Origin of the sequence: Rhodopseudomonas pentothenatexigens (assembly GCF_900218015.1) — a bacterium.
In the GTDB taxonomy this organism is placed as follows: Bacteria; Pseudomonadota; Alphaproteobacteria; order Rhizobiales; family Xanthobacteraceae; genus Rhodopseudomonas; species Rhodopseudomonas pentothenatexigens.
The window spans coordinates 22912-40233 of sequence record NZ_UFQQ01000032.1 but is presented as its reverse complement, the minus strand read 5'-3'; the positions used below and the strand labels follow the sequence as shown (position 1 = coordinate 40233).

Annotated in this window: 17 protein-coding genes; 4 read left to right on the top strand and 13 right to left on the bottom strand. The window is 66.2% G+C overall.

Annotated elements, in window-relative coordinates; all coding sequences use genetic code 11:
- Nucleotides 1-145 precede the first annotated feature (145 nt).
- The 4 genes from DWA33_RS21830 (at nucleotide 146) to DWA33_RS21815 (ending at nucleotide 2577) form a co-directional block, all read left to right on the top strand.
- Nucleotides 146-1147 carry an alpha/beta fold hydrolase gene (locus tag DWA33_RS21830; RefSeq protein ID WP_114360611.1) on the top strand — a complete coding sequence of 334 codons (1002 nt, stop codon included), beginning with the start codon at nucleotides 146-148 and terminating at the stop codon, nucleotides 1145-1147.
- A 77-nt stretch (nucleotides 1148-1224) separates the two neighbouring features.
- Nucleotides 1225-1530: a hypothetical protein gene (locus tag DWA33_RS21825; RefSeq protein ID WP_114360602.1), complete on the top strand. Its 306-nt coding sequence runs from the start codon at nucleotides 1225-1227 to the stop codon at nucleotides 1528-1530.
- Between the two features lie 98 nt (nucleotides 1531-1628).
- Nucleotides 1629-1856: a DUF3222 family protein gene (locus DWA33_RS21820; protein WP_114360601.1), complete on the top strand. Its 228-nt coding sequence runs from the start codon at nucleotides 1629-1631 to the stop codon at nucleotides 1854-1856.
- Nucleotides 1846-2577, top strand: coding sequence for a transglutaminase-like domain-containing protein (locus tag DWA33_RS21815; protein WP_114360600.1), 732 nt, complete (start codon nucleotides 1846-1848; stop codon nucleotides 2575-2577). Before DWA33_RS21820 ends, DWA33_RS21815 begins: the two co-directional genes overlap by 11 nt.
- Here the strand turns inward: DWA33_RS21815 and DWA33_RS21810 are convergent.
- The 13 genes from DWA33_RS21810 to DWA33_RS21750 all read right to left on the bottom strand — a co-directional run bounded on the left by DWA33_RS21810 (nucleotide 2568) and on the right by DWA33_RS21750 (nucleotide 17322).
- The gene (locus DWA33_RS21810; RefSeq protein WP_114360599.1) at nucleotides 2568-3434 is read right to left on the bottom strand and encodes an FTR1 family iron permease; all 867 of its coding nucleotides are present in this window, start codon (nucleotides 3432-3434) and stop codon (nucleotides 2568-2570) included. The genes DWA33_RS21815 and DWA33_RS21810 overlap by 10 nt on opposite strands.
- Nucleotides 3435-3653: 219 nt before the next feature.
- Nucleotides 3654-5120: a diguanylate cyclase gene (locus DWA33_RS21805; RefSeq protein WP_114360610.1), complete on the bottom strand. Its 1467-nt coding sequence runs from the start codon at nucleotides 5118-5120 to the stop codon at nucleotides 3654-3656.
- 604 nt (nucleotides 5121-5724) lie between these two features.
- Complete coding sequence (locus DWA33_RS21800; RefSeq protein ID WP_114360598.1) at nucleotides 5725-6489, bottom strand: SDR family oxidoreductase; 765 nt, start codon at nucleotides 6487-6489, stop codon at nucleotides 5725-5727.
- Nucleotides 6486-8024, bottom strand: a complete 1539-nt coding sequence (locus tag DWA33_RS21795) for a class I adenylate-forming enzyme family protein (protein WP_114360597.1) — start codon at nucleotides 8022-8024, stop codon at nucleotides 6486-6488. The genes DWA33_RS21800 and DWA33_RS21795 overlap by 4 nt, the downstream gene beginning before the upstream one ends.
- Nucleotides 8021-9052 (bottom strand): ABC transporter ATP-binding protein, encoded by a 1032-nt coding sequence (locus DWA33_RS21790; protein ID WP_114360596.1) that lies wholly within the window; start codon nucleotides 9050-9052, stop codon nucleotides 8021-8023. The genes DWA33_RS21795 and DWA33_RS21790 overlap by 4 nt, the downstream gene beginning before the upstream one ends.
- The gene (locus DWA33_RS21785) at nucleotides 9030-10034 is read right to left on the bottom strand and encodes an ABC transporter ATP-binding protein (protein ID WP_114360595.1); all 1005 of its coding nucleotides are present in this window, start codon (nucleotides 10032-10034) and stop codon (nucleotides 9030-9032) included. Before DWA33_RS21785 ends, DWA33_RS21790 begins: the two co-directional genes overlap by 23 nt.
- A gap of 1 nt (nucleotide 10035) precedes the next feature.
- Nucleotides 10036-10887, bottom strand: a complete 852-nt coding sequence (locus tag DWA33_RS21780) for an ABC transporter permease (RefSeq protein ID WP_114360594.1) — start codon at nucleotides 10885-10887, stop codon at nucleotides 10036-10038.
- 2 nt (nucleotides 10888-10889) lie between these two features.
- Nucleotides 10890-11858 (bottom strand): ABC transporter permease, encoded by a 969-nt coding sequence (locus DWA33_RS21775; protein WP_114360593.1) that lies wholly within the window; start codon nucleotides 11856-11858, stop codon nucleotides 10890-10892.
- A gap of 20 nt (nucleotides 11859-11878) precedes the next feature.
- On the bottom strand, nucleotides 11879-13486 hold the full coding sequence (locus DWA33_RS21770; RefSeq protein ID WP_114360592.1) for an ABC transporter substrate-binding protein: 1608 nt from the start codon (nucleotides 13484-13486) through the stop codon (nucleotides 11879-11881).
- Nucleotides 13487-13561: 75 nt separating this feature from the next.
- The gene (locus DWA33_RS21765) at nucleotides 13562-13996 is read right to left on the bottom strand and encodes a PaaI family thioesterase (RefSeq protein ID WP_114360591.1); all 435 of its coding nucleotides are present in this window, start codon (nucleotides 13994-13996) and stop codon (nucleotides 13562-13564) included.
- On the bottom strand, nucleotides 13993-15006 hold the full coding sequence (locus DWA33_RS21760; protein ID WP_114360590.1) for a quinone oxidoreductase family protein: 1014 nt from the start codon (nucleotides 15004-15006) through the stop codon (nucleotides 13993-13995). The genes DWA33_RS21765 and DWA33_RS21760 overlap by 4 nt, the downstream gene beginning before the upstream one ends.
- A gap of 63 nt (nucleotides 15007-15069) precedes the next feature.
- Complete coding sequence (locus DWA33_RS21755; RefSeq protein WP_114360609.1) at nucleotides 15070-15936, bottom strand: VOC family protein; 867 nt, start codon at nucleotides 15934-15936, stop codon at nucleotides 15070-15072.
- A 216-nt stretch (nucleotides 15937-16152) separates the two neighbouring features.
- Nucleotides 16153-17322, bottom strand: a complete 1170-nt coding sequence (locus DWA33_RS21750; protein ID WP_114360589.1) for a M20 aminoacylase family protein — start codon at nucleotides 17320-17322, stop codon at nucleotides 16153-16155.

Genomic DNA, 17322 nt, shown 5'->3' with positions numbered 1-17322 from the left:
GATCCGCGGTCGATCGCCCTGCCGAGAGCTAGCCTCGGAACCGGCGGGGACCATTGCGAAAGATCAATTGCGGCATCACGCCCGCGTGCTCAACTTCACCAAATGTCGCGGACTCGCCGCGGAGAATCGCCCACCGAAGGATGCGATGACGACTTTGATCTTGCTGGCGCTGAGCGTCGTCGCGCTGTTCACTGCGGCGGGCTGGGTGTCGTGCCGGCTGGCGCGCCGGCTGGAAGCGCGCTATCCGCCCCGCGGCGTGTTCATCAACGCCAACGGCGTGCGGATGCACGCCATCGATCTCGCCCCGGCGCGGGCGCCGGAGCCGGGCCAGCCCGCGGTCCTGTTGCTGCACGGCGCCAACCTGTGCTGCGAAGACATGCGGATGGCACTCGGCGAGCGGCTGGCGCGGCGGCTGCGGGTGATCATCCCCGACCGTCCCGGCCAGGGCTACAGCGTCACCGGCACCGGACCGGTCGCCTCGCCGGCCTATCAGGTGACGCTGATCCGCGAAGTGCTGCGCGACCGCAACGCCGGTCCGCTGATCGTGGTCGGTCATTCGTTCGGCGGCCTGATCGCGCTGCGCTATGCGCTCGACAATCCCGATACCGTTGCCGGGCTGGTGCTGATCAATCCGACCACGCATCCGCGGCCGCAGGGCCTGCCGCTGTTCCAGCGCGCCGCCGAAGTGCTGATGCAGCCGCTGGTCACCTATACGCTGCTGCCGCCGCTGTCGCTGGCGATGATGAATCGGATCGCGGCGCGGATTTTTCGCCCTGAGACGCCGCCTTCCGACTACGCCGAGCGCAGCCGGCTGGCTTTGGCGCTGACCGCCAAACGGTTCGCCGCCAGCCTCGAAGAATATGCCGGGCTGCGCGATCAGTTGATCGACCACATTCCACGCTACGCCGCTATCCAGGTGCCGACCGTGATCGTCGCCGGCACTGCCGATCCGGTGGTGCCGCCCCAGGTCCATGCCGAGGCGCTGGCCCAGGCGGTGCCGCAGGCGCGGCTGCTCCGCCTGAACGGCGCCGGCCACATGGCGCATCACGCCCACGCCGATACCATCGCGGCCGAAATCGAACGGATGGCCGACGCGGTCGCGGGGCGCGCCGCCCCGGCCCGAGCCGAGGCCGCCGAACGGAGCTGACCCGCGGACGATCGGACCGGCGATGAAACCACCGCCCGGCCGGCGCGTTCCTGTTCGGGAACGAACCGGAGTCCGTCATGAACCTCGCAAGACTGGTCTGTACCGTCACGATGCTGTCGATCGCGAGCACCGCACCGGCGCTGGCCGGTCACAAGCACCGCCACCATCACCACCTCGGTTACGTCGTGTACGAGCACCACCCGTTTCTCCACCGCGAGTTTCGCTACCATCTGCCGCCCAGCGCCGCCTACAGCCATAATTACGGACCGCCGGTGTGGCCCGGCCAGGCCTATGCCACCTACGACGGACCGCTGTCGGCGCTGTGCGGCCAGGGCGCTGCCGCCTATCGCGGTCAGGACGGCCGTCGTCATCCCTGCAACTGATCAAAAGCCGAGCCATCCGGCTCGGTTGCAACCGCCGGCGAACGGCGGCACACTCCCGCCGCGGCCACCGGCCGCCACGCGTTTCACGGAACCGACCCATGACTGATACCGCCGCCGAAGACGTCCGCAAGATCGCCACCGCCCTGTTGAAGACGGCCATCGAGATCGTCTCCGAAGAGGACGGCGGCGCGCACAACCAGTGCAAATTGTGCGGAGCGTCGGTGCCGTGGCTGCAGACCGGCGACGAAATCCAGCACGCGCCGGATTGCCCGGTGGTGATAGCGCGCAACATCCTGTCTGCGAGGCCGAAGCTGCATGCGGTCTGAGCCCGGCGTCGGCGGCCCCAGGGCCGCGTCCGAGATCGCGGTCTGCCTGGCACCGGCGGAATTCATCGACAGCGACCACCCCGAGGTGATCGCCCGCGCCACGCAGGCGACGCGCGGCGCCGAAACGCTCGCCGACAAACTCCGGGCGCTGTACCTCGCGGTGCGCGACGGCGTCCGCTACGATCCGTATGTCGACTTTTCCAGCCCGGAGATTTTCCGCGCCTCCAGCGTGCTGCGCGCCGAGCGCGGCTATTGCGTCGGCAAGGCTTCGGCATTCGCCGCCCTGGCGCGCGCCTCCGGGATTCCGGCGCGGGTGTGCTTCGCCGACGTGCGCAATCACCTCGCCACCGAGAACCTGACCCGAACGATGGGCACCGACCTGTTCGCCTGGCACGGCTACGCCGAATGCTTCACCGGGACGCGCTGGGTCAAGGCGTCGCCGACCTTCAATCGCACGCTGTGCGACAAGCTCGGCGTCGCGCCGCTCGACTTCGACGGCTCCTCGGATGCGGTGATGCAGGCGTTCGACAACAACGACGCGCGGTTCATGGAATATGTCCGCGAGCACGGCGCGTATTTCGACGTCCCGGTGAAATTCGTGCAGGCCGAGATGAAGCGGCAGTATCCTCACCTTGCCCAGCAGACCAGCCTGCGCGGCTCGATGGAGGACGAGGCGGCGCAGGATGCGGCCGCGCGCGCGGCGCGGTCGGCTCAGCGCTGAACTTCGCTCTGGCTCTCGGCGACGACCATCGCTTGCGACGGCGAGGTCTTGTGCAGCAGCAGCGCGATGCCGGCCCAATACGCCAGATAGACGCCGAGCTGCAGCACGGTCGGCTGCGCCCGATAGCCGGTGAGCCCGGCCACCAGGGCGCCGACCGGGCCGCTGTCGGGCAGCACGGCTGAGGTGTCCCACAGCCGGCCGGTCGCCGGCAGCATTCCGAGCCGGGTCAGGGTGTCGAGTCCGCTGATCAGGAGCGCAGCCGCCATCAGCAGCATCATCGCTTCGGTGACGCGGAAGAAACGGCGCCAGGTGATCACCCGGCTGCCGGCCTGCAGCGCCAGATAGGTTGCCACCGCGAGTCCCAGCCCGACAACGGCACCGAGCACCGGCTCGGCCGGCGAGACCTGGCCGACCGACGCCAGCGCCCCGAGCACGAACAGAATCGACTCGGCGCCCTCGCGGGCAATCGCCAGCGCGGCGAGCGTGAACATGCCCCACCAGCTCCCGGCGATCGACTCCTGGTTGAGTGCGGTCTCGAGTTCAAGCCGCAGGGTGAGGGCCTGACCGCGGATCCAGCCGACCATGTGCACGATCAGGGCGGCGGCGAGCAGCGCCGCGAAGGCGCCGTAGATCTGGCGGCTGCCCGGCGGGATCGAACCGCCGAACATCGCGATGGTGGTGCCGAAGCCGACGGCGATCAGCAGCCCGGTGGCGGCGCCCGCCCACAGGAAGCGCCGGCCGCGCCCCCCGACGTCGTTGCTGCGCAGCCAGACATTGAGGATGCCGACGATCAGCAGCGCCTCGACGCCTTCCCGCCACACCACGACGACGACGCTAGCGAACTGCGCTCCTATCATTCCGACCGGTCTCGACGCCCACTCCGTCAGCCGCTCACACACAATCGCCAGTGACCGCGCGATTCGCCAGCAACAGATGGCCCCATGGTACAGCAGTTTGCGGCCGAGACCGCAGGATCGACGGCGGACCAGTCGGCCACGATGGCCGTCGGCGGACGGTGCGAAGGTTTGATCGGCTAAACCGGCGAGCGGCATTCACGGCGCGGCGGCGCCGCAAGCTCACGCGGCCATCGAGCCGCCGTCGAACAGCGGAAAGAATCGTCGATCGTCATGCAGCATGTGACCGATGATCACCGAATTCACCAGGAACTCACGTAGCTCACCCAGCGATTGGCCGCCCGCCAGCATCCCGTCCCGGAGCTGCCGGGCGCGGAGCAGAAGATGATCGTGCTCGAGGCGATGCAGCGCGAGCTCGTCGTAACCGGTCGCTTCAAGCACCGACTCTTCGTAGGCGAAGTGGTCGACCACTCTGCCGATCAGCAGATCGACGAGCTCGGCCAGCTTCGCGGCCCCCAGCGTTTCGATCTCCCGGCCGAGCACGACGTTGGCGAGATCGAACAGCTCACGGTGTTGCGCGTCAATCGTCGGCTCGCCGCAGGCGTAGCTGTCGTGCCAGAGAATCGTGGGATGCGTCACGACCGGCTGCCGCGCCTTGCCCTCGGTGTCGAGCGACAACCGGCTTCGGCTCGCCTGCTTGGCGGCATACATCCAGTGATCGGCCCGTTCGACGAATTCCTCCACCGCTTCGCCGCGCCGGAGTTCCGCCGAGCCGATCGAGATCAGCAGCCGCCCGAGGCTCTCATGGGTCGAGCGGCGGTGCAATTCGCGCGCGGCGATCGCCGTCCGGATGTTCTCGCCGATCAGCAGCGCCTCGCGTAGCGCCGTTCCGGGAAGGATGATGGCGAACTCGTCACCGCCGAAGCGGCAGACCACGTCGTCGCGGCGGCAGCTGTGCTTGATCGTCGCCGCCGCCAGCCGCAGCACGTCGTCGCCGACGACGTGGCCATGGCGGTCGTTGAACTGCTTGAAATTGTCGAGGTCGACGATCAGCAGCGACAGCGGACCGCCGGCTTCACCGGCGGCGATCAGCCGCGCCAGCGACGTCTCGAAGAACTTGCGATTGCCGACATCCGTGAGCGGATCGGTCATGCTCTCGAGCCGGACCTGGTCGAGCTGGTGCTGCAGATCGCGAACTTGTGCCGCTGCGTTGCCGAGCCGATCGACCAGCAGCGCATTGGTGGCGCGCATCTCGATGGTCCAGCGCAACAGGTCATCGACGATGGTCGCGGCGCCGCCGTCGCTCAGCCCGCCAGCCAGCCGCGGCGCGGCGTCCGACAGCCGGCACTGATAGCCCTGGGAAGCGTCGGAGGCTTCGGCGATGACGTCGATCAGCCGGCTCGACTGCGACTGCACCTCGGCGCCGATCGCGTGAATCCGCGTCGCCGCCTTGGTCGGAAACAGTACCTGCTCGTACAGTTCGGCGATATCGTGCGAGGTCGGCCGCGGCTTCGCCGCGAGCAGCGCGTCGACCGCTTCGGTGAGCGCTTTGTGCCGGCCGGCGAAGAACGCGTACCACAGTTCGAAGCTCTCGGGGTCGAGCGAAAGATCGAGATCCCGAATCTGCTTCAAGGCCTGTGCGGAAACGCGATCCTTCCAGTCGCGATCGACATCGGTGTGAATCGTCATGACGGGCAAAACAGTCTCGTCGGCCAGCGCCGTCGGCCACGATCGTCGCGGCCGCCTTCGAGGCGCTCATGGGCTGTCATCGGGCGCGGCAGGGCGGCTGTGCGTCTCGCATTGGAAACAACTGGCCCCAAATCATCTTGTGAACAATCATGCGACAGGCCGCACTATCATACCCCTCGCACAGATCCGCCGCGGGATTCGCAGTGCAGCAGGAGCGCGACTTAATCATGAAATCAGTTCGGGTGCATGACACCCTTGTACCGCTGAGCAGTTTCAACCGGCAGAAATCTCGGATCGCGCACGGAAATTGGTAGGAAACGGTCAGATTGCGCTGGTCTCCGCGCGGGTTCACCGCGACGGCGCCCCACCGCGGTGCGCATAAACGAACCCAGCGTGCGATCGCCGGCCAATGCTGCCGCTGCCACGGCCCGCCCAGGCACGCTCGGCGCGCGGTTTGGACCGACGGTGGAGGAGTCGACCACGCCCCAGGACCGAACAACAAGCTCGGCCTAGGTGTGCGGAGACGTCAGGGCCTCGTGGCGGTATCAGGCGTGCTTGGGTCGAACCGACGCTGTTCGAGCCCTTCACGGCCTGCGATCGACCATCAGATCCGTTGCCCGCCGGAGGCGTCGATACGTTGGCCGGTGATCCAGCCGGCGGCGTCAGACAGCAGAAACATCACCACCGCGGCGATGTCGTCGGTCTGGCCGAGCCGGCCGAGCGCGATGGTTTGAATTGCGGCAGCCGCCCGGGCCGGATCCTTATCGAGCGGGTTCATGTCGGTGACCGTCGCGCCGGGCAGGACTGCGTTGACGGTGATGCCGCGCGGCCCGAGCTGCTTGGCGAGGACGACGCTGAGCGTCTCCAGTGCCGCCTTCGACGGCGCGTAGATGCTCATGTCCGGAAACGCCGCGCGGGTGCCCATCGACGAGACGTTGACGATGCGGCCCCCGTCCTTGATTGCCGAATGTAGGGCCCGAGTGAGGAAAAACGGCGCGCGCAAATTCACCGCGATCATGCGGTCAAAGATTTCGTCGTCGACCTCGTCGATGCGGTAGCGGCCGCCATAGCCGGCATTGTTGACCAGAAGATCGAAGCTGCGCCGGCCCGTGCGCTGCTCGACCGCGTCGAGGAACGCCGTCGCCAGCGCGTCCGGTCCGGTTCGCTCGGACAGATCGGCCTGGAGCAGAAATCCGTCGCCGCCCGCAGTGCGGATCGCGTCGAGGGTTTCCCGGGCTGCATCGGCGCCGCCGGCATAGTGCACCCCGACCAGTGCGCCTTCGCGCGCCGCCGCGATTGCGATCGCGCGTCCGATGCCGCGGCTCGAGCCGGTCACCAGCGCCGTCTTGCCGGTCAGTGTTCCGCTCATTCGGCGGCTTCCGCGGTCGAGGACACCGACCAGCCGTTACCGGCTTCCAGCTCCTTGGCCTGGCGGATCAGCGCCGCGCGGTCGATCTTGTTCGTGCCGGCCCATGGCAGATCGGCGACGAAGCTGACGCGGCGTGGGTGCTGATAAGTCGGACCGTTGCGCAGGGCATAGGCCTTGATGTCCTCGGTCGTGGCGCTCTTGCCGTCGGCCAGCACCAGGAACGCCACCGGCATCTGGCCGCGCTCCTCGTCGGCGAGCGGAACAACCGCGGCCTGGCGTACCGCCGGGTGGGTCTCCAGCATCTTCTCGACGTCGCCCGGATAGATGTTTTCGCCGCCGCACACGAACATGTCGTCGGCCCGGCCGATGAAGTAGTAGAAGCCGTCCTCATCGCGGCGCATCACGTCGCCGCTGTAGTACCAGCCGTCGCGCATCACAGAGGCGGTCTTCTCCGGCATGCCGCGATAGCGCGTCATCAGCGCCGGGTTGCGCATCAGCAGCACGCCCTCGTCGTCGCTCGGGCCGTCGACCAGCTTCACCATCGACGGGTCGATCGGATAGCCGATCGTCAGCGGCGGCGGCGTCTTGCCGTCGGGATGCGGTCCGAACACCGACGGACCCGCTTCCGTGGTGCCATAGCCGTGGGTCAGCTGGGCGTGCGGAAACGCCGCCTCGATCTTGTCGGCCATGGCGCGGGTGATCGGCGCCGAGGCCAGCGCCAGCCGCTTCAGCTTGCTGTAGTCGTTGGCGGCCAGGAGGTCGGGCTCGCGCAGCAGCCGCGCGAACATCGTCGGCACCGCGGTGACGGCAGTGACGCCGTGGTCCGCCATCGCCTGCAGATAGCGCCGGCTGTCGAAGCCGGGCATCAGCACCACGCTGGCGTTGCTGGCGAAAATGCTCTTGGCGCCGAACAGACCGTTCATGTGGAACAGCGGCTGGGCGATGATGTAGACCTCGTTGCAGGAGTCAGCGCTGACGCCCTTTGCGGCGAGCGCCCAGAGCTGGCTGTCGTGGCTGAGTTCGACACCCTTCGGCCGTCCGGTCGAGCCGGAGGTGTACAGGATCTGGCCGAGTTCGCCCGGCTGCGCCTCGACCGTTTCGAATTCGCCCGGCACGATGCGCGCGGCGAAGCCTTCGGGTCCCGCATCGTCGAAATCGAGGAACGCGAAGCCTTCGGGCAGCAGCGGACGCGAAGCCGCGTCGACGAAGACGAATTTGGTATCGGAGTCGCGCAGCACGAAGTCGATGGTTTCGGCAGGCTGCTTGGTGTTGACTGGAAGCGCGACGAAGCCGGCCCGAATGATGCCGAAATAGGTCGCGATGTACTCGGCGCGGTTGAGCGACAGAATGGCGACCGTGGTGCCACGCGCAAGGCCGAGTCCGGTCAGATGGGACGCGACACCGTTGGCGAGCCGATCGATCTCCCGATGGGTCCAGACCCTGGGCTCGGCGGTCCGCAGATCGATGATCGCGGGACGATCGAGATCGAGGGAGCGATCCACCAGATCACCGAGGTTCTTCCACCGAAAGCTCATGCTCGTGCTCCTACCTTGTACTTGCCTTCGACGTTCCGACTGAAGGACGAAATGGAAGTGCTCGCCGCACCCTCGAGCTGATCGACCAGATCATAGTGACAGGCCGTCCTGCGGTTCTCACCGAGCGGCCGCAGCACCGGTCGCTCCTGGCGGCAGCGGTCGGTGACGAACGGGCAGCGCGTCGAGAACGCACAGCCCTGCGGCAGATTGGTCGGACTCGGCAGATCGCCCTGCAGGACGAAACGATTGCGGCTGCGCATGACGTGCGGGTCGGCCACCGGCGCGGCGGCGAGCAGCGCCTGCGTGTAAGGATGCGCCGGATGCTTCCAAATCGTCTCGGCCGAGCCCGTCTCGACGACCCGGCCGAGATACATCACGATCAGCTTGTTGGCGATGTGCTGCACCATCGTCAGATCGTGGGAGATGAACAGATAGGAGACGCCGAGCTTGTCCGACAGATCCTGCAGCAGGTTGATCACCTGCGCCCGGATCGAGACGTCGAGCGCCGACACCGGCTCGTCGCAGATCACCAGCTTGGGCTTCAGCGCCAGTGCACGGGCGATGCCGATGCGCTGCCGCTGGCCGCCGGAGAACTCGTGCGGATAGCGGGACGCCGCATCCGGCGGCAGCCCGACTTGCGTCATCAGTTCGGACACGCGCGCCGCGATGGCCGCCTTGTCGTAGCCGGCGACCTGCAACGGCTGCGCGATCAGATTGCCGACCGTGCGTCGCGGGTTGAGTGAGTTGTACGGATCCTGGAAGATCATCTGCATCTTGGCGCGGATCGGACGCATGGCCGACGGCGACAGGCTGCTGATGTTCTGGCCGTCCAGCACTATCTGGCCGTTGGTGGCCGGGATCAGCTGCATGATCGCCTTGCCCAGCGTGGATTTTCCGCAACCCGATTCGCCGACGAGCCCCACCGTCTCGCCCGCCTCGATCTCCAGGCTGACGTCGTTGACCGCGTGAACGACGCCGGACGACGTCTGGTAGTCGACGACGAGGCTACGCACCGACAGAAGCGACATGGCGGTCCTCCATTTCGTCAGCCAGGAAGCAGGCGGCCGCGTGTCCGGCGCCCTGAGGGATCAACGCCGGCTGTTCGATGCGGCAGCGATCGAACACCAGCGGACAGCGGTTGGCGAAGGTGCAGCCTTGCGAACGGTCCGACAGGCCCGGCACCGTCCCGGGAATTTCGACGAGCCGGCGGCGCCGCTCGTCGCCCGGCTTCGGCGTCGCGCCGATCAGACCGCGGGTGTAGGGATGGCGCGGGTCGCCGAACAGAACGTCGACCGGTGCCTCCTCCGCCTTTTTGCCGGCGTACATCACCGTGACCCGGTCGGCGACGTCGGCGATCACCCCGAGGTCGTGGGTGATGAAGATCACCCCCATTCGCGACTCGCGCTGGATGTCCTTGAGCAATTCGAGGATCTGCGCCTGGATAGTGACGTCGAGCGCCGTGGTCGGCTCGTCGGCGATCAGCAGCTTCGGCTCGCATGCGATCGCCATGGCGATGACCACGCGCTGGTTCATGCCACCGGACAATTCGTGCGGATAGGCGTCGAGCCGGCGTCGCGCATCCGGGATGCGAACCCGGTCCAGCAATTCCAGCGCGCGCTTCTCGGCGCCGCGGCGATCCAGCTTGAAGTGGCGCCGAAGCACTTCGGCGAGTTGATAGCCGACGGTGTAGACCGGGTTCAACGAGCTCATCGGATCCTGGAAGATGATCCCGATCTCGCGTCCCCGCACCGCCTGCATCCTGGTGTCGCTCAGGCGGGTGAGATCGCGGCCTTCGAGCAGGATCGCGCCGCCCGTCACCTTCGCCGGCGGCGTCGGCAGCAGCCCCATGATCGCCAGCGACGTCATCGACTTGCCGCAGCCGGACTCGCCGACCAGCCCGAGCGTCTCGCCGTGTTCGACGGTGAGTGAGAAGCGGTCGATCGCGCGCAGCACGCCGCGCCGCGTGAACAGGTCGACCGCTAGATCGCGGATTTCGAGCAATGCCGCCATCTCAGCGGTCCCTCAGCTTGGGATTGAGCGCGTCGTTGAGACCGTCGCCGATCAGGTTCATCGCCAGCACGGTGAGCATGATCGCGATGCCCGGAATCGCGCAGATGTACCAGGAGCGCCGGATCAGCGTGCGGCCGTCGCCGATCAGCGCGCCCCAGCTTGCGACGTTCGGATCGCCGAGACCGAGAAACGAGATCGCGCTCTCGAACAGAATCGAGCTGCCGATGATCACCGAGGCGAGCACGATGACCGGCGGAATGGCGTTGGGCAGGATCTCGCCAGCCATGATCCGGATGTTGCTCATGCCCATCGAGCGACACGCCATCACGAATTCGCGGTTCTTCAGCGTGAGGAATTCGGCGCGCGTCAGCCGGGCGATGCCGGGCCACATCGTGACGCCGATCGCCATCGTGATGTTGTCGATGGTCTGCCCCAGAATCGCCACCACTGTCATGATCAGCAGGATGTTGGGAACGGTTTGAAACAGCTCGGTGATCCGGGTCAGGATCTCGTCGACCCAGCCGCCGAACCAGGCCGCGGCCGCACCGATCACGACCCCGATGGCGGTCGCGGTCAGCGCGGCGACGATGCCGATCATCAGCGTCGTGCGCGCGCCGTAGACCACCATCGCGAAGATGTTGCGACCGATCGAATCCGTGCCGAGCGGGAAGCGCGGATTGGTGAACGGCCAGACCTCCGGCCGCGACACGATGCGCAGCGGGTTCTTGTCGATCAGCCAGGGCGCGGCGAGCGCCAGGGCCAGCACTACGACCAGGATGATCATTCCGAGCAGCGCGCCGCGGTTGCGCGCGAAGCGCCCGGCGAATTCGGCAAAAGCGGATCGATCATTCATGATCACCGGCTCCGGATGCGCGGATCGAGCCGGTAGTAGGCAAGATCCACGAGCAGGTTGGCGACGGCGACTACGACCGCCGACAGAACGAACACGCCCAGCACCACCGGGTAGTTGCGGCTCATCACGCTGTCGAGCATCAGACTGCCGATGCCCGGCCAGGAGAACACCGCCTCGATCACCACCGAGCCGCCGAGCACGGTGCCGAGCTGCAGGCCGAGCAGCGTCACGACCGGCAGCAAGGCGTTGCGGAACACGTGGGCGAGGATGACGCGGGTCTTGCTGAGGCCCTTGGCGCGCGCGGTGCGGACGAAGTCGAGCGAGAACACTTCGAGCATCGAAGCCCGCATCACCCGCGTGTAGATCGCGGCGTAGAACAGCCCCAGCGACAGTGCCGGCAGAATCAGGTGGCGGATCACGTCGACCACCTGCCCGACCGCCCCGAACTGTTCGCCGATCGTGGTCATGCCGCCGACCGGCAGCCAGTCGAGATGCACGGCGAAGAAGATGATCAGCATGATGCCGAGCCAGAACGTCGGCGCAGCAAAGAAGAACACGGCCGCCAGGGAGATCACGACATCCCAGACGGTGTTGACCTTCACCGATGCGACGACACCGGCGATCATCCCCAGCGTCACCGCCACCCCGAGCGACGTCAGCATCAGCAGCAGCGTCGAGGGCAGCTGCGCCATGATGATGTCGAACACCGGCGCATTCTGCCGATACGAATAGCCGAGGTCGAAGCTGAACACCGACCAGGTGTAGCGCAGCAGCTGCACGATCGCCGGTTGATCGAGGCCGTACAGCTGCCTGAGATGCTGCAATGTCGCCGGATCGGTGACCTGCTGCTCGGACGTCATGATGTCGAGCAGCGATCCCGGCGCCATCTGGATGAGCGTGAAGTTCATCACGATGACGCCGAGAATGAGCGAGACGATCTGAAACAGCCGTCGCACGATCGCGCGTTTCATCGCTTCATCTCCTCCGGAGTTCAGACGTCGAGCCAGACGTCCGACAGGCTGTCCGCTGAAATATCGGCACGATTGCCGACGCCCTTGACCTTCTTGGCCATCATCGTGGTCGGGATCAGTTCGACCAGGACGGTGATCGGCAGATCTCGCGCGGTGATCTCCTGCAATTTGAAGGCCAAATCCTTCCGCTTGGCTTCGTCGGTCTCGATCGACATCTTGGCGACGATGTCGTCGACCTCGGTATTGGAATAGCCGGTGGCGTTGCGGAAGGCCGCACCCTTCACGATCCCGCTGGTGGTGAGATAGTCGGTCTGCTGCGGAACCAGCTCGACGCGCGCCGCATAGTTCGACAGCGCAATGTCGTAATCGTAATCGCCGTAGATCTGCTTCAGCGAGGTCGCCCGGTCGGGCACCGAGAGCGTCACCTCGACTCCGATGTCCTCGAGGTTCTGCTTCACGAACTGACCGACCTTGCCGTTCTCCTCGAACCAGCCGGCGGCGAGCAGATGAATCTTGAAGCGCGACTTGCCCTTCTTGGGGTAGCCGGCGTCGTCGAGCATCTTGGCTGCCTTCTTCGCGTCGAATTCGTAGCGCGGCAGGTTCGGATTGTAGAACTTCGGGTTGGTCGAGCTGACGAACGAGGTTCCCGGCTTGGCGCGACCGAAATACACCACGTCGGCGATGGTCTCCCGGTCGATCGCGGTCAGCAGCGCGCGGCGTACGGCCGGATCCTTGACGATGTCGCGGCGGCTGTTGAATTCGATCGTCGATGCCCACGCGGCCCCGAGATAGCCGTCGGTCGAGGCGACGAACTTGCCGGTCTTGGACAGGCGGTCGATGTCCGGGGTCGGGATCGGATTGAAGATGCCGAGCTGCAGTTCGTCGGCCTCCAGCGCCGCGGTGCGCGATGCGGCGTCGCGCCAGTAGCGCATCACCAGGCCGTTGAGATACGGCTTGCCGGCGTCCCAGTATTTGTCGTTGGCGGCGTATTCGATGTGGCTGCCGCGCACCCACTGCTTGAACTTGAAAGGACCGGTGCCGATCGGCGCATTGTTGGCCGGGTTGGTGGCGATTTCCGAACCGTCATAGACGTGTTTGGGAATGACCAGCGAGCTCGCCAACACCGACTTGAAGAAGAACTCCGGCGTCGGCTCGTTGAAGGTGACGCGCACGCCCTGCTCCGTCGCCTCGGCCCCGGAAAGGTTCTTCAGCGCCGCCTTGGCGATGGTGGGCAGCCAGTATTTGTTGATGCTGAAGACCACGTCGTCGGCGGTGAACGGCTTGCCGTCGTGCCAGGTCACGCCCTTGCGGAGCACGATGTCGTAAGACTTGAAGTCGGCCGAAGGCTTGACGTCGGTGGCGAGCACGGGAAGAAACTCTGCCTTGCTGTCCTGACGCAGCAGCGGCTCGAGAATCTTGGTCGAACTGATCAGCGGGCTGGAGCCGCCGCCGCCGGGCACGAACACGGCCTGCGGCTCGAAGCCGCCCCAGGTCGCGACCAGCACGCCGCCCTTCTTCGGCGTTCCCTGCGCCGACGCCGTGGATGGAAACCCAAGCGACGTTCCGGCGGCGATCGCCGCGAGGGCGGACGTGCCCAGAAATACCCGTCTGTTGATGGTGCTAGTCATCTCGAACCTCCGGTCCCGAACTGTTGGCGATGTCAGTCTGTCCGCCGGGCAAGGCTCGGCGGAGATGGGTGAAGATCAGTTTCCCGACGCGGGGATCGCGTACGATCCGCGGCCGATCGCGACCAGGGCGCCCTTGTCGTTGAACAGATCGACATCGGCGACACCGACGGTGCGGCCGACGCGGCGCACGGTGGCTTTGGCGACGAGCCCGGTGTCCACCGCGGGACGCAGATAGTCGACTCGGAAGTTGATCGTCGGGATGCCGCCGCCGACCAGCATCGCGATCGCGAAATCGCCGACGGTGTCGATGATCGAGGCGAGCGGGCCGCCGTGCCATTGCTTGGTGCCCGGGCCGCGCTCGAATTCGGCACGGAACGGCGCATGCATGGTCAGCGCCTGCCGTTCGAGATCGAGTTCCGTCACCTTCAGCCCGCAGAACGCGATGAACGGCGAGTTTTCGACCATCGCCTGCAACTCAGCGACGCCGAGCGTCTTCGCGGTGGCGCTCATGGCGTTACCACGAGCTTGCCGAGCACCTTGCGCGCCTCGAGCACCCCCATCGCCTCGATCGCGTCCTGGAGCGGAAAAGTGCGATCGACGACGGCCTTCATCTTGCCGGCGCGGATCAGCTCGAACAGCTTCAGGATGTCCTCACGCTCCCAGCCGTTGGAGCCGAGGATGCGCAGTTCGAAGGTCCAGATGAAGCGGATGTCCTCGGTCGGATCGAAACCCGCGGTGGCGCCGCAGGTCACCAGCCGGCCGCCTTTGCGCAGGCACTTCAGCGAGGGCACCCAGGTGTCGCCGCCGGTGAAGTTGACCACCATGTCGACGCCCGACCCTTTCGACGCCTTGCCGGCGCGCGGCTTGCCGTGGCGGGCGCGGCACTCCTGCATGAAGTCGACTTCGTTGTAGAGAATGATCTCGTCGGCGCCGATCTCGGTGAGCCGCTCGCCCTTTTCCGCCGATCCGGCGCAGGCGATCACATAGGCGCCGGCCGCCTTGGCGAGTTGCACGCAGCAGATGCCGACGCCGCCGGACGCGCCGAGGATCAGCACCTTCTCGCCCGCCGAGACCTGGCCGATGGTGGTCATCATCCGCAGCGCGGTGCCGTAGGCCACCGGCAGGCTCGCCGCCTGCTCGAACGAAATGTCGTCGGGCAGCGCGATCAGCTGATGAGCACGGGTGACGCAGTATTCGGCGAGGCCGCCATGGCGCGTCTCACCCATCAGGCCGCCTTCGACCCGGTTGATCGGATCGATCAGCACGCGGTCGCCGATCTTCCAGCCTTCGACGCCGGCGCCGAGCGCGGCGACTTCGCCGGCGATGTCGATCCCCATGATGATCGGCATCGGAATGCGGATGCCGGGCATTCCACGGCGCGTGAAGATGTCGTGATAATTGTAGGAGGTCGCCTTCACCTTGATCAGCACGTCGCCTTCGCCGGGCTCCGGATTGGCGAAATCCTCGACATATTCCATCTGGTCGAGACCACCGTGGTCACGAAGCAGCACTGCACGCATGCATCTCTCCTTTTCTTTGTTGTGTGTTGCGGCGCTCTGGCGCGCCGAAGGCGTTGGCGGTGACTACTCGGAAAACTCGATGACGACGCCGAAGCTGTGCGCCGGCCCGACGCGCAGACGGCCACCGGTTGCGGTGAACGGCACGCCGCCGGCCTGCAGCGCCTGTTGGGCTTGGGCGATCGACGCGGTCTTGAAGCCGAGCCCGATCATCTGCGTCTTGCCCTCTTCGGGAAGCGGCGCATCGGCGCCGTAGTGCTGTGTGGCGGCCTCACGGGTCAGCGCCACCACCCGCGCTTCCGCGGCGCCGAAGCCGTAGCCGCTGGGGATTTCCTGCAGCAGCCCCGGACCGAACATGCCCTCGAACAGGCTCAGCGCCGAACGCGGATCGTCGCCGCAGAACACGAATTCAGAGATGTTCTCCACGCCGTTCGGATGCGTCTGCCATTCCGAGCGCCACACCAGTTCGGGCGTCTTGTGGTGACAGAAGAACGTCCGGCCATAGTCGAAGCCGAGCTTCGGCAGATGCAGCACCGTGAAGGCCGCATCGAACGTTCCGGCACCGGTTTCGACCGGCCGAACAAAATCGAGCGGAGTCTCGGCGGTCACGCCGGCGTGCGAGGCGTTGAGCTGCGCGCGCGCCGGATCCGGGCAGCGCCAGACGATGCCGGAGAGTCCTTTGGGGTCGTGCCACTGCTCGGGGCGCTGCTGCTTCTTGCCCGGCTCGTAGCCGAGCAGTTCGAGATAGTTGTTCCGGAAGATCGCAAGGTTGTTCGACGAGCCGAGCGAATGATGGCCGCGCGGCGTGAGGTGGAATCCGAGCGCCTGATACGCCGCCGCCGCCTGATCGAGTTCACCGTGAACGAGCACGATGACATGATCGAGCTCGGCGGGCAGTCTGGTGCGCTGGTGGGTATCCTGTGAGTCAGACATCCATTCCCTCTTCTTCTTGGCCGCCGCGTCGGGCTGCAAGTTCTATTTCGCCGAGTGCGGTCGCACGTCGTTGCTGTCCGGCACTTCGGCGAAACCGCCGAAGGTATTGCAAAAAACCCGATCGAGCGGGTCTCCATATTTTCCGGCGTTTCGAGACGTTCCGTCTCTCGGCGAGATGCTTTGCAGAACGCTCTTCTCCGGTCGTCCCACGCAGCTTCAACTCAGCGGCATGCGCTGGCGCACCAGCGTGGTCCAGTACGAACACCCCCACGGGATGACGTCGTCGTTGAAGTCGAAGCGCGGATGATGCAGCGGCGCGCTGTCGCCGTTGCCGATCATGATCATCGCGCCGGGCCGTTCGTTCAGCATGAAGGCGAAGTCTTCGCCGCCCAGCGTCGGCGTCATCGCGGCGTCGACTTGCTCGGCGCCGGCCACTTCGCCGGCGGCCGCGACCGCGCGATCGACGCCGATCTCGGCGTTACGCATCACCGGATAGTGCCTCAGATAGGACAGCGTGCCGGTGGCGCCGAAGCCCGCCGCGATGCTCTCGGTGAGGTCGCGCAGCCGCTTCTCGACCATGTCGCGGGTCTGCTCGTCGAGCGTGCGGACGGTGCCGCGCAGCGTCACCGTTTGCGGAATGACGTTGAACGCATCGCCGGCCGCCATCTGGGTGATCGAGACCACGGCCGATTGCAGCGGATCGAGATTGCGCGCGACGATCGCTTGGCTCGCCTGGATCAAGGACGCGGCGATCACCACAGGATCGATCGTGGCGTGCGGCTGTGCGGCGTGGCCGCCGCGACCTTCGATGGTGATGATGATCTCGTCGACCGAACCCATCTGCGGTCCCGGGCCGGTCGCGAAAGTCCCCAAGGCGAGCCCCGGGCGATTGTGCATGCCGTAGAATTCCTGGATCGGAAACCGCTGCAGTAGGCCGTCGTCGAGCATCGCTTTGGCGCCGGCGCCGCCTTCTTCCGCAGGTTGGAAAATCAGCGCGACGCTGCCGTCGAACGCGCGATGCTCGACGAGACCGAGTGCCGCACCCAGCAGCATGGTAGTGTGGCCGTCGTGGCCGCATGCGTGCATTTTGCCCGGGACCTGTGAGGCCCATTCGGCGCCACTTGCCTCCAGAATAGGCAACGCATCCATATCGGCGCGCAACCCGATCATGCGACCCGAACTACGCGTTTGGCCGTGGATGATTCCGACCACGCCGGTGCCACCGATGCCTTCATGGACTTCGTCGACACCCGCCTCGCGCAGCCGCGTCGCGACCCGCTGCGCGGTGCGATGCACGTCGTAGAGCAGTTCGGGGTTGCGATGCAGGTCGTGACGAAACTCCTTGAGCTCGTCCAAGTAGCGCGACGTCCAGTTTTCAATCGGCAT